This is a genomic window from Lactococcus sp. UBA7128 (assembly GCF_002492185.1).
GTDB lineage: Bacteria > Bacillota > Bacilli > Lactobacillales > Streptococcaceae > Lactococcus > Lactococcus muris.
The window spans coordinates 1-12,110 of record NZ_DKXK01000061.1; the positions used below are offsets into that span (position 1 = coordinate 1).

10 protein-coding genes, 4 tRNA genes and 1 pseudogene are annotated in these 12,110 nt (G+C 38.6%); 3 read left to right on the forward strand and 12 right to left on the reverse strand.

Features of this window, described 5'->3' with window-relative positions; all coding sequences use genetic code 11:
* The first annotated feature begins 156 nt into the window (after positions 1–156).
* Entirely contained in the window at positions 157–858 is a 702-nt protein-coding gene (locus tag B4H39_RS06730) for an N-acetylmannosamine-6-phosphate 2-epimerase (RefSeq protein WP_251421306.1), read from the forward strand.
* 292 nt (positions 859–1,150) lie between these two features.
* Positions 1,151–1,609 carry a 3-hydroxyacyl-ACP dehydratase FabZ gene (gene fabZ / locus B4H39_RS06735; protein WP_202231414.1) on the forward strand — a complete coding sequence of 153 codons (459 nt, stop codon included), beginning with the start codon at positions 1,151–1,153 and terminating at the stop codon, positions 1,607–1,609.
* Positions 1,610–1,637: 28 nt separating this feature from the next.
* Here the strand turns inward: fabZ and uvrB are convergent, their stop codons facing one another.
* Both uvrB and B4H39_RS06745 read right to left on the reverse strand, forming a co-directional pair.
* Positions 1,638–3,626: an excinuclease ABC subunit UvrB gene (gene uvrB / locus B4H39_RS06740; RefSeq protein WP_202231415.1), complete on the reverse strand. Its 1,989-nt coding sequence runs from the start codon at positions 3,624–3,626 to the stop codon at positions 1,638–1,640.
* Positions 3,623–4,078, reverse strand: coding sequence for an RNA pyrophosphohydrolase (locus B4H39_RS06745; RefSeq protein ID WP_251421308.1), 456 nt, complete (start codon positions 4,076–4,078; stop codon positions 3,623–3,625). Before B4H39_RS06745 ends, uvrB begins: the two co-directional genes overlap by 4 nt.
* Positions 4,079–4,182: 104 nt before the next feature.
* Here B4H39_RS06745 and def point away from each other — a divergent pair, with 104 nt between their 5' ends.
* Positions 4,183–4,809: a peptide deformylase gene (gene def / locus B4H39_RS06750; protein WP_251421311.1), complete on the forward strand. Its 627-nt coding sequence runs from the start codon at positions 4,183–4,185 to the stop codon at positions 4,807–4,809.
* Between the two features lie 33 nt (positions 4,810–4,842).
* Here the strand turns inward: def and B4H39_RS06755 are convergent, their stop codons facing one another.
* The 10 genes and pseudogenes from B4H39_RS06755 to B4H39_RS06795 form a co-directional block, all read right to left on the reverse strand.
* Positions 4,843–5,097 (reverse strand): hypothetical protein, encoded by a 255-nt coding sequence (locus tag B4H39_RS06755; RefSeq protein ID WP_271328279.1) that lies wholly within the window; start codon positions 5,095–5,097, stop codon positions 4,843–4,845.
* A 2-nt stretch (positions 5,098–5,099) separates the two neighbouring features.
* Positions 5,100–5,660 (reverse strand): hypothetical protein, encoded by a 561-nt coding sequence (locus B4H39_RS06760; RefSeq protein WP_251421313.1) that lies wholly within the window; start codon positions 5,658–5,660, stop codon positions 5,100–5,102.
* A gap of 179 nt (positions 5,661–5,839) precedes the next feature.
* Positions 5,840–8,086 (reverse strand): ATP-dependent Clp protease ATP-binding subunit, encoded by a 2,247-nt coding sequence (locus B4H39_RS06765; protein ID WP_251421315.1) that lies wholly within the window; start codon positions 8,084–8,086, stop codon positions 5,840–5,842.
* A gap of 262 nt (positions 8,087–8,348) precedes the next feature.
* Entirely contained in the window at positions 8,349–9,572 is a 1,224-nt protein-coding gene (gene rpoD, locus B4H39_RS06770) for an RNA polymerase sigma factor RpoD (RefSeq protein ID WP_414672048.1), read from the reverse strand.
* 3 nt (positions 9,573–9,575) lie between these two features.
* Positions 9,576–9,743: pseudogene (locus tag B4H39_RS10240) on the reverse strand (translation initiation factor IF-2 N-terminal domain-containing protein); the annotation flags it as partial.
* Positions 9,744–9,764: 21 nt separating this feature from the next.
* Positions 9,765–11,651, reverse strand: a complete 1,887-nt coding sequence (dnaG, locus tag B4H39_RS06775) for a DNA primase (protein WP_202231421.1) — start codon at positions 11,649–11,651, stop codon at positions 9,765–9,767.
* 71 nt (positions 11,652–11,722) lie between these two features.
* Positions 11,723–11,810: transfer RNA gene (locus tag B4H39_RS06780), tRNA-Ser, on the reverse strand.
* A 38-nt stretch (positions 11,811–11,848) separates the two neighbouring features.
* Positions 11,849–11,922 (reverse strand) — tRNA-Ile (locus tag B4H39_RS06785).
* A 41-nt stretch (positions 11,923–11,963) separates the two neighbouring features.
* A tRNA-Gly gene (locus B4H39_RS06790) sits at positions 11,964–12,034 on the reverse strand.
* A gap of 3 nt (positions 12,035–12,037) precedes the next feature.
* Positions 12,038–12,110 (reverse strand) — tRNA-Phe (locus tag B4H39_RS06795).

Here is a 12,110-nt window from a genome sequence, read left to right on the forward strand (position 1 = left end):
ATATAAGCAAATAGTTTAATGTATAAAAATACTTACTACATAAAACATTGTAAAGCAAAAATATCCAATTGTCAAGTTTCTTTCTTACTCATTAAAAAATATTTTAATTATCATAAAATTGGTGATACAATAAACTCATAATGAAAGTGAGGATATATGAATAAGCAAGAATTTATAAATAAAGTACATGGTGGTCTCATCGTTTCTTGCCAAGCTTTACCTGGTGAGCCTCTTTATCGTGTAGATGGTGGTATCATGCCCTTGATTGCCCTTGGTGTTCAAAATGCTGGTGCTGTAGGTATTCGTGCAAATTCAGTACAAGATATTGAGGAAATAAGAGAAGTTGTGGATGTTCCTATCATTGGCTTGATAAAACGCGATTATCCACCACAGAAGCCTTATATTACAGCCACAATGCGCGAAGTTGATGAGCTGGCTGAGCTTAATATTGCAGTGATTGCTTTAGACTGCACATTAAGAGAGCGTCATGATGGTTTAAGCATGCAAGAATTCGTTAAACAAGTAAAGAAAAAATACCCTAATCAACTTCTTATGGCTGACATTGATACTCTTGAAGCTGGAAAAGCAGCTTATGAAGCTGGCTGTGACTTTATAGGCACAACGCTGTCTGGCTACACAGAAGCTACTAAAAATCGGCCTAAACCCGACATTGAACTCATTTCATCTTTGCTCCACGAAGGACTTCCTGTTATCGCTGAAGGTGGTATTCATAATCCTGAACAGGCTAAAGAAATTCAGGAAATGGGCGTCTTAGCACAAGTTGTCGGCGGAGCTATCACGCGCCCTCAAGAAATTGCGGAACGTTTTGTATCTGCCATAAAATCAGCAAAAAAATAATTTAATTTCCTCCTGTTTATTCTTTAACACCATCCATTACTTATCTTAGAACAGGATAGATGCGGCGTATCGTAATGTTAGGATAGAGAGAAATATTACTGTAACTGAATATATTGATTAAAACTAGAGCTATTTTAGCTCTTTTTTACATATGATTCATTCTATAAGCTATTTAAAATCACTTGCAACAATAGAAAATACTTGACAATATCACCTCCTAATGTTTTTATATATAAAACAATAAAAATAGTGATATAATAAGAGGGTGCAAATAAAATATGAGGTACTAAATATGACAGATTCAAAGTATGCTATGACAGCGACAGAGGTTATGGAAGTTATTCCCAATCGCTATCCTATTATGTTTATCGATTATGTTGACGAAATTTCAGAAAACAAGATTCTAGCGACAAAAAATGTGACAATTAACGAAGAAGTTTTCAATGGACATTTTCCAGGTAATCCAACTTTCCCTGGTGTTTTGATTTTGGAAAGTTTAGCCCAAGCCGGTTCTATCTTGATTCTTAAAAAAGAGGAATTTCAAGGTAAAATGGCCTATATTGGCGGGATTGACAAAGCCAAATTCCGTCAAAAAGTTGTCCCTGGTGATGTCATGAAACTCGAATTTGAAATTACTAAATTCCGTGGAAAAGTCGGTAAAGCCGACGCTGCTGCTTATGTTGATGGCAAGAAAGTAACAACCTGTGAGTTTACCTTCATCGTGGACGAAGCCGCTGAGCAAGAAAAATAATAAAAAAGAGCAGCTGCTCTTTTTTGTTTTAATCTAAAGCCTTGATTTCCAAAATCATGTCACGTAACTGAGCGGCTGACTCAAAGTCAAGCGCACCAGCAGCTTCGGCCATTTCTTTCTCCAGCTTTTTAAGTAATGCTTTACGCTCTTTTTTCGTCATTGCTTCAGCCGAAACTTCTTCAACTTCTCCACTTTCTGTACGTTTCGTAATTGAGATCAAGTCACGGATTTCTTTCTTAATGGTTTGCGGCACAATACCGTGTTTCTCATTGTATGCCATTTGAATTTCACGACGACGGCTCGTTTCATCCATGGCACGCTGCATGGACTGAGTAATATTATCCCCATACATGATGACACGGCCATTAGCGTTGCGGGCGGCCCGTCCGATGGTTTGAATCAAGCCACGTTCATTACGCAAGAAACCTTCTTTATCCGCATCCAAAATAGCAACCAGAGAAACTTCTGGAACGTCAATTCCTTCACGTAAAAGATTAATACCGACTAAGACATCAAAAACACCCAATCTCAAGTCACGAATAATTTCTGTTCGCTCCAAAGTTTTGATATCACTGTGCATGTACTTGACTTTTACACCCATTTCTTTGAAATAGGAAGTTAAATCTTCGGCCATCTTTTTCGTCAAGGTGGTTACAAAGACACGTTCATCTTTTTCAACACGCGCATTGATTTCCCCTAAGAGATCATCAATTTGCCCCATCATTGGCCGAACTTCCACGATAGGGTCAAGGAGACCTGTAGGACGAATAATTTGCTCGACAATCGTCTCTGTTTGTTCCATTTCATAGTCACCAGGTGTGGCAGAAACATAGACAATCTGGTGTACATGACTTTCAAACTCTTCCCGACGAAGCGGACGGTTATCCAAGGCTGAAGGCAAGCGGAAGCCATAGTTGACCAACATGTCTTTACGTGCCCGGTCACCATTGTACATCCCTTTAATCTGTCCCATCGTCATGTGACTTTCGTCAATCATAATCATAAAATCATCGGGGAAGAAATCAAGTAAAGTGAAAGGTGGCTCTCCTTCTGTACGGCCGTCCATATGACGGGAATAGTTTTCGACACCATTACAATAGCCCATCTCACGCAGCATTTCAATATCATAGTTGGTTCTCTGCTCCAAACGCTGAGCTTCTAGGAGTTTCCCTTCACTGCGGAAGACTTTTAATTGCTGTTGAAGCTCTGCTTCAATCTTGGCAATAGACTCCTCCATACGCTCATCATTGGTCATGAAGTGAGTTGCTGGGAATATTGCGAGATGATCTACTTCTCCTAAAACCTGCCCTGTCAAAGCTTCAATTTCGCGAATACGATCAATTTCGTCTCCAAAAAATTCCACACGAAAGGCATGTTCATCTCGGGAGGCTGGGAAAACTTCCACGACATCACCACGCACACGAAAACGACCACGTTGAAAGTCAATATCATTGCGCTCAAACTGAATACCTACCAAATCATTCAACAGTTTGTCCCGAGAAATTTCAAGCCCGGGACGCAAACTCACAACGCTGTCTCGATATTCCTTAGGTGATCCTAAACCATAAATACAGGATACCGAAGCAACAACAATAACATCATTGCGCTCTAGAAGCGAACTTGTTGCACTGTGACGAAGTTTATCAATCTCATCGTTTACTGAACTGTCTTTTTCGATATAAGTATCTGAAGAAGGCACATAAGCTTCTGGCTGGTAATAATCATAGTAACTGACAAAATATTCAACAGCATTGTTAGGGAAAAATTCTTTAAATTCACTGTAAAGCTGTCCCGCCAAAGTTTTGTTATGGGCTATGACTAATGTTGGCTTATTTGTACGCGCAATAACTTGACTCATGGTGTAGGTCTTTCCTGTACCAGTGGCTCCTCGCAAAATTTGTGCCTTTTCACCATTTTCAATATTTTCTACAAGTGCCTCAATGGCTTCCCCTTGGTCCCCGGCTGGTTCATATTTACTGATCAGGTCAAATTTATTATCTGTTATACGTTCTATCATTTTATTTCCTTAAATTCTTTCTTAAAATAAGTGAGTACCTTTCGATATACATCTGCTTTGAAACTAAATACATTAAAATCAATAGCAGCAAAGCACACCGGCTTATAGCTGATAAATTCGGGGTGTTCTGTCTTTACGTTAATCAAAGCTTCTGGATGAAGTCGAATAAGAAAATACTGCTGTTCTTGTCCATCATAGCTCCAGTCAGGAAAAGTCATCCCCTCCGGAAAATCATAACGTAAATATTCTGGATATTTTCCGACAATGTCAAACGCATGTGTTCCAATTTCTTCCTCAAGCTCTCTCACTATGGCCTGCTCTGCACTTTCCCCCTTCTCGATTCCCCCTTGTGGAAAGCCCCAAACTTGGGGTAAATCGGCACGTTGGAAGAGTAAAATTTCATTTTCTGCATTCAGGATGATTGCTGCTGTATTTTTTCTATAAGTTTTCATTTCTGCTCCCTTATAAACCTTCTCTTTAATCAATTTTAACATTTTTGACTGAAAATTTATGCTATAATTAACTGATAGTAATAATAGATCAAGGAAGTAAAAATATGTCTGTACAAGAAAATTTGATCAAAGCAAGTCATCTGATTAATATGGATGATATCGTTCGTGAAGGAAATGAAACCCTCTGCACTGTTGCTGATGAAGTGAGCTTACCCTTGTCTGATGAAGATATCCTTCTAGGCGAAAAAATGATGGAATTTCTCCGTAATTCGCAAAATCCAGTAATGGCTGAAAAAATGCAGCTCCGCCCTGGTGTTGGACTTGCGGCTAATCAACTTGATATTGCTAAAAAAATCATTGCTGTTCTTATCCCTAATGATCTTGAGATTGATGAAAATGGCAATGAAGTAGCCCCAAAAGAAGCTTATAAAATGTCCGAAATCATGTATAATGCTAAGATAGTCAGTCACTCTGTTCAAGATGCAGCTATTGAGTCTGGCGAAGGCTGTCTTTCTGTGGATCGTGAAGTACCTGGTTTAGTTATCCGCCACGCGCGTGTAACAGTAGAGTACTACGATAAAAACAATGAAAAACATAAAATACGTCTGAAAGGCTTCCCTTCAATGTGCGTACAACATGAAATTGATCATACAAACGGTATCATGTTCTACGATCACATCAATGAAAAAGAACCTTGGGCTGTTAAAGATGGACTCTTGATTATTCAATAATTTACCCAAGCAAAAAGAATAAGCCATAAATGCTTATTCTTTTTTGTTTAACAATTTTTCAAGCTGTCTTTTCCTTATCCTATAGTCCTGAACATTAAGGATAATTGTTATTATGAGGTAAACGGGGTAAAAAAGGAAAATATATGGGGGGAGAGCGATTATTATCACAAATCCACTAATTGCTCCAATAAAATAATTATTGACTTGATTAAAGGCTGTGTATTTTGAAGACGTTTCTTGGTCATATTTCCGAGCTATATCTTCTTCGTTTAAAATTCTCCAGAGCATGGTTACCGACTTCCAGAGCCTCTAGGAATCCATGCACGGGAATAAAAAACTTTTCCATGAATAATCGCATTTGTCCTAATCATATTTACAGTCGCTCTTATCGTACCACGTGTAAACATAAATAAATTACCAGAAAAAGCAGACATAGCTGTCGAGAGGACATTTATACCTGACTGTGCATATTTTATAGCTTGCAACATACTCCTTGAAAGATAAAGATTATAATTTCCATTTCTACGATTGCCATACCATACTATTTTGGTCACTCCAGCCCCTCTCTGAAACATTATCCTTTTAATCTCAGGTGAAACCGCATAACCTGACTTTTCCAATATTCGTACTAAATCTACATCTGAAATCGTTGCTGTTTCCTGGTTGCCTTCTTGATTTGTAATCATTACTTCATTGACCTGTTGATGAAATTCTTTCAGCTTTTCTGTTTCATAACCTAGAAATAGGGCTTCATTATTTTCCTCTACAGCTGCGTAACTTCCTGCTCCAACCTTTATAGAAAAAATGGGAGAAACGCCTGAAAATAGCAGTAAGATAAGTGTAAATACCAATACTATTTTTTTAATTCTTATTTAACATATTCCGCCTTTCTGAACAATTCATTTCATTATGATAAATTCCTTTCCATAAGTATTAATACGAAAAACAAACATAATATTCACACACAAAAAAAGAAATAAAGGTTGAAAAACCTTTATTTCTTTATCTTTCCAGAAATTTACTGAAGTAATTATTCTTCATCCGGCTCTTCTAAAGTCTCAGTCTCTTCTTTCCTTACTTCTTCAGGCTTATTCACAATAACAATCTTATCATCAACCAAGTCTGCAAGTAATTCTTTATACTCAGGATGCTCAATGTAAAAATCAGCAATGGCATCCTCGATATTATCTTGGATGGTACGACGCAATGGACGTGCTCCCATTTTCGGATCGTAGCCCAGGTCAACAAGCTTTTCTTTAACGGCTTGTGTGACATCTAGATGGATGTCATTTTGGGCGATTTGAGCATTGACTTCATCCAACATCAAATCCACAATCTTAAGCAGATTTTCCTTGCTCAATGCCGAGAATTCGATGATGGCATCAAAACGGTTCATGAATTCTGGACTAAAGAAATTACCTAATTCTCCAAGTACCGAATTCGTACGCCCTTCACGCGCAGCGCCAAAACCAACGCTTGCTTCGACCTTACCTGTCCCAGCATTTGATGTCATAATGATGATGGCATCTTTGAAGGAAACTGTACGTCCTTGCGCATCTGTCAAACGCCCGTCATCGAGAATTTGCAGGAACATATGCATCACATCCGGGTGAGCTTTCTCAATCTCATCCAATAAGATTAAGCTGTATGGGTTACGACGTACGCGTTCCGTTAACTGCCCTGCTTCTTCATAACCTACATATCCTGGAGGAGCACCAATCAACTTAGCCACACTATGTTTTTCCATGTATTCCGACATGTCAAAGCGAATCATACTGTCCGTTGATCCAAATAGTTCATAAGCCAGTTGTTTGGCAAGCTCGGTCTTACCTACACCAGTCGGTCCAACAAAGAGGAACGAACCAATCGGACGATTGGGTTTGCCGAGTCCAACACGTGAGCGGCGAACGGCTTTAGAGATTTTATCAATAGCTTCATCTTGACCAATAACATGAGCTTTTAAATCCTCTGCTAAATTAATCAGCTGTGTTTGTTCTTTTTCTTTCAAATCACCAACTGGAATATGTGTTTTCTCTTCAACGATTGCTTCAATATCTTTTTCTGTGATATTGGGCATTTCTGTATCCGAAACCTCATGATTTTGCAATTCGCGTAATTTTGCGATTTGATCCCGAAAATGTGCAGCTTTTTCAAAATCTTCGCGTTTCATCGCTTCTTTTTTCTGTACTTCTGCTTGCTCAATACGTTTCTTTATATCTTCTGCGTCTACAAATTTGAGTGTGAGGTTCTTTTTAGATCCCGCCTCATCAAGCAAATCAATCGCTTTATCTGGTAAGAAACGGTCTTGAATATAACGATTGGACAGATTTACAGCAGCTAAGATAGCCTCATCTGAATATTTCACATGGTGATAATCTTCATAACGTTTTTGAATACCACGCAAAATGGTGATCGTTTCATCTACAGATGGCTCATCAACCCTGACAGGCTGCATACGACGTTCAAGCGCTGCATCTTTTTCTATAATTCTGTATTCATTCAGTGTAGTTGCACCAACAAGTTGAAGCTCACCGCGTGCTAGAGCAGGTTTAAGGATATTTCCAGCATCCATATTTCCTTCTCCTGCAGATCCTGCACCAACAATTTCATGAATTTCATCGATAAAGAGAATGACATCATCACGTTTACGGATCTCATCCATCAATTTTTGCATACGTTCTTCAAATTGTCCACGCACACCTGTCCCTTGAACCAAACTTACAACGTCAAGACGGATAACTTCTTTATTTTGCAATTTTTGTGGCACATCACCATCAACAATTTTCTGAGCAAGTCCTTCAACAACTGCGGTTTTACCAACACCTGGTTCACCAATGAGTACCGGGTTATTTTTTGTCCGGCGATTCAAAATTTCAATAACACGTGTGATTTCTGAGTTGCGGCCGATAACTGGATCGATTTCCCCACGACGTGCAGCATCAGTAATATTAACACCAAATTCCTCTAAAAGTCCTTTAGGCGCTTGCCCTCCACGAGGATTTTGCGGGCCACCAGGACCACGCCGACCTGTCTGAGTAGGTGGCGTCATTGAACGTCCTTGATCATTACCATGTAGCGCTTGAAAAATATCTGGAAATGGATTGAAAGGATCATCATTATTAGAAATATTCGTAGCCCCAGCAAATAGGCTTTCCTGACCACCTGATTTCATAATCTGATAACAGTTTTGACATAAATCAACTTGCTTACGCTGCCCATTCACATTGGTGTAAAGGTGAATGGTTGCTTCATTTATCTTACAGTTTTGGCAGAGCATATCTTTCTCCTTTGTGATAATATCTTTTCTATTTCTTTGCTTTTCATTAATTTAAGAATCATGTCTGACTTCTCACCTTTTAGTCTGACCTTTTTTGACCTTTAGTATTTTTATTATATCACTTCTAGAAAATTTATCAAATGTTTTGTCCGATTAAAAGTAATTGTTTTAACTTTTGAAATGGCTGAAGTCTCCAAATAAAGATGCCATATATCGTGAGTTAAAACACCCTCGGTTTCTTTCCGAGAGTGTTTCTGTAGAACTACATAAAGTCACGCAATGGTTTGCTGCGACGTGGGTGACGTAATTTTTTAATTGCTTTCGCTTCAATTTGACGGATGCGTTCACGTGTCACTTTAAATTGTTTGCCAACATCTTCAAGTGTGTGCATACGTCCATCATCGAGTCCAAAACGCATACGCAATACGTTTTCTTCACGATCCGTCAAGGTATCCATAACCTCATCAAGTTGTTCGCGAAGCAAGATGCGGTTCGTATAATCCACTGGACTTTCAATCACATCGTCTTCAATGAAATCTCCTAGGTGTGAATCGTCTTCTTCACCGATAGGTGTTTCCAATGATACAGGCTCTTGCGCAATCTTCAAGACTTCACGAACCTTATCAGGGGTCATGTGTAATTCTTTACCGATTTCCTCTGGTAATGGATCGCGTCCCAGCTCTTGTAAAAGATTACGCTGCACACGGATTAACTTGTTGATGGTTTCAACCATGTGGACAGGTATACGAATCGTACGCGCCTGATCAGCAATGGCACGTGTAATAGCTTGACGAATCCACCATGTCGCATAAGTTGAGAATTTGAAACCTTTAGTATGGTCAAATTTGTCCACAGCCTTCATTAGACCCATATTTCCTTCTTGGATCAGATCCAAGAATTGCATACCACGTCCAGAATAACGTTTCGCAATCGAAACAACCAAACGCAAGTTGGCCTCTGCAAGCATTTGTTTAGCGAACTCTGCTTCATCTCCACCCGCAACGATAGCTTCTGCAAGTTTTGTTTCTTCTTCAAGCGAAATCAAAGGATAACGTCCGATTTCTTTAAGGTACATACGAACTGGATCATCAATACGGACATTTGTCACGATTTCATCCATCGCATTATCATCTAGCTTTTCTTCCTCTTCAGCTTGCAAAGCCAGGGGACTTGGATTTCCTTCCTTATCAACAATTGAAATTCCTGCATCTTGGATTTGTTGAAGTAAATCTTCAATAGCTTCTGCTTCCAAGCCAAACTTAACAACTAACTCATCCGTAATTTCATCATCTAGAGCTTCTTCCAGTGGTTTACGCTTTGTGATATAATCTGACACTGCCTTATCAAATGCTTTGCTGTCAAATGTATCAGTGTCTTGAATAGCCTTCTTATCTGCTTTTTCTTTAACAGAAGTAACCTGTTTAGAATCTTTTTTTCGCAACTCAGAAACATCAACTTTTTCGACAATAATTGGCTTGAAGTCCATTGCTTTAAGGAGTTTTTCTTCTTCAGCCTCGAAAATAGAACTTGAGTGAGATTTAACTCCCATACCAAGTTCTTGTGCTTTTGCAATTAAAGCTTTATTAGTAATTCCAGTTTCTTTTGCAATTTGACTGATTCTTTTCTTAGTATTACTTGCCAATTTAATCCTCCTCAATGAACAATATAAGCAGCTGGCTCATATTTTTTTCTTCTGATTAATAATTTGGATTGTGAGCTCTAGCTCACGTTCTTTGTTTCCCAATTTTTGGGCATTCTCTAATTGTTTTTGTAGTTCACTGAACTTTATTTGTTCCATTTCCTTAGCAAAAACAACTACCAAATCTTCCAGCTCTTGACTGCTTGTCTCATCTGGTAAATCTAAACTTAAAATTTGATAAAATAAATTTTTCTCCTCCGCATCTAATGACGTGCCAAAGTGAGAAGGATCAATTTCGTCAAAACTCATAGCTTCAAGTATGATTTTTTCAAAAAGATTTTGATAACGTTGGTGGACAAACCGAAAAGTTTCATCGTCCGCAAACTTCTGAAGAACATTCTGATGATAAATCATTCGATTCAAAAGCTGCTCTTCAGCTCGTTCACTTCTCGATAGATGGGGAAGCTGCGGGTGGGCAGGAGCAATTACTTCTTGCTGATGAAGAGGAAAACTTTCATAGTATTCATGCTCCCCTGATATAAATCCAGGATCCGGATAATTCGAAAATTGTTCCTCATCAAAGTTTTCAAAACTCTCTTCAAAATTTCCAGTTTCTGCCCTTGATTTAAGGACGTTTTCACGCTTTAAATTGACAGATTGCTCTACTTGATTATACTCGAAATCAGGTAAAATCTCAACTAATTTTCTTATAAAGGCATCTTGCGCCGTAATCGATGGAACCCTTGCAATTACTGGAGCCATTTGCTCAATAAAATCCAGCTGATTTTGTAAATTCGAAAGGTTCTCAGGCTTGAGATAGTCAATCAAGAACTCTGTAGGTTGTACTCTACCGTTTTCCATAAGATTGGCCAATGCTTCTGATGAATATTTTTTACTGTAGTCATCGGGATCTAAGCCCTCTGGAACACGTACAATCTGTGTTTTATTCTCACCTATCAGGTCAATCGCTTTATATATCGCATTTTGTCCTGCATTGTCACCATCATATATGAGCACGTAATTTTTAGCTATTTTCCTCAAACGTTTAACATGTTTATCAGTCAAAGCCGTTCCCATGGTTGCCACGACATTAAATATTCCAGCCTTATGTGCTGCAATAACATCCATAAAACCTTCCATCAAATAAACTTCACGTGTCTTTGAAATAGTAGGCTTAGCCTTATCGAGATTATAAAGCTCATATGACTTGTCAAAAATACTTGTTGCACTTGTATTAATGTACTTTGCCTTGCTTGTGTCACCTTCTTGCCACTTTCTCCCAGAGAAACCGACCACATGCCCATACTCATTTTTCAAAGGAAACATAATCCTGTTTTGAAAGGCATCAAAAACTTTATGACTAGAAAAATTGAAAAGACCTGAATTTACTTGAACTGTTTCATCAAATTTTCCAGCTAGATTTTCGAAAATAAAATCATTCTCATCTGGTGCCAAACCAATATTAAACTGCTTAATTATCTCTGAAGTAATGCCCCTCTTCTCCAAATAGAGCCGAGCCTGTTCACCTATCTCAGTAGAAGTAAGAACAATATGATAAAGTCGAGCAGCTTGATTATTTATGTCATAGAGAAGCGCATTAGGATTATCCTTTTCTTCCACAGCATTGTTTTCAATGTTTAGTGTAATCCCTGCAAAATCAGCAACATCTTTCACTGCATCAATGAAACCAACCTGTTTGTAATCTTTTATAAAGTCAATCGCATCACCTGACTTACCACAACCAAAACAATGATAAAATCCCTTTTCTGCATTAACATTAAAACTTGGTGTTTTTTCTCCATGAAAAGGACAAAGTCCTAAATAGTTTTTCCCAGACTTGACGAGAGATACGTATTGCGAAATCAAATCAGCAATATTTACCTGATTTTTTAGTTCCGTTAGTTCTTCCTTGGTAAGAAAAGACATAGAACCTCCTCTCTTTCAACTTTCTATATAAAGCATAAAAAACGACTATTCAACAATAGTCGTTATACAGAAGGGGAGTAAGGGATTCGAACCCTCGCGCCGGTTTCCCGACCTAACGATTTAGCAAACCGTCCTCTTCAGCCTCTTGAGTAACTCCCCACCAGTTATTCACAATATATAGATATTATAAACATCCATGGGAACACGAGGATTTGAACCTCGGACCCCTGCGTTATCAACACAGTGCTCTAACCAACTGAGCTATGCTCCCTTATATTTAAAAAACTTTCTATGAATTCTCATAAAAAATAAAGCGGGTGATGAGAATCGAACTCACAACATCAGCTTGGAAGGCTGAGGTTTTACCACTAAACTACACCCGCAAATGGCGCGAGACGGAATCGAACCGCCGACACATGGAGCTTCAATCCATTGCTCTACCAACTGAGCTACCGAGCC

Coding starts and splice junctions, on each gene's coding strand:
- B4H39_RS06730 (WP_251421306.1), top strand. CDS start 157: ATGAATAAGCAAGAATTTATAAATAAAGTACATGGTGGTCTCATCGTT.
- B4H39_RS06765 (WP_251421315.1), bottom strand. CDS start 8,086: ATGCTCTGCCAAAACTGTAAGATAAATGAAGCAACCATTCACCTTTAC.
- fabZ (WP_202231414.1), top strand. CDS start 1,151: ATGACAGATTCAAAGTATGCTATGACAGCGACAGAGGTTATGGAAGTT.
- B4H39_RS06755 (WP_271328279.1), bottom strand. CDS start 5,097: ATGCTCTGGAGAATTTTAAACGAAGAAGATATAGCTCGGAAATATGAC.
- def (WP_251421311.1), top strand. CDS start 4,183: ATGTCTGTACAAGAAAATTTGATCAAAGCAAGTCATCTGATTAATATG.
- uvrB (WP_202231415.1), bottom strand. CDS start 3,626: ATGATAGAACGTATAACAGATAATAAATTTGACCTGATCAGTAAATAT.
- B4H39_RS06745 (WP_251421308.1), bottom strand. CDS start 4,078: ATGAAAACTTATAGAAAAAATACAGCAGCAATCATCCTGAATGCAGAA.
- rpoD (WP_414672048.1), bottom strand. CDS start 9,572: ATGGACTTCAAGCCAATTATTGTCGAAAAAGTTGATGTTTCTGAGTTG.
- dnaG (WP_202231421.1), bottom strand. CDS start 11,651: ATGTCTTTTCTTACCAAGGAAGAACTAACGGAACTAAAAAATCAGGTA.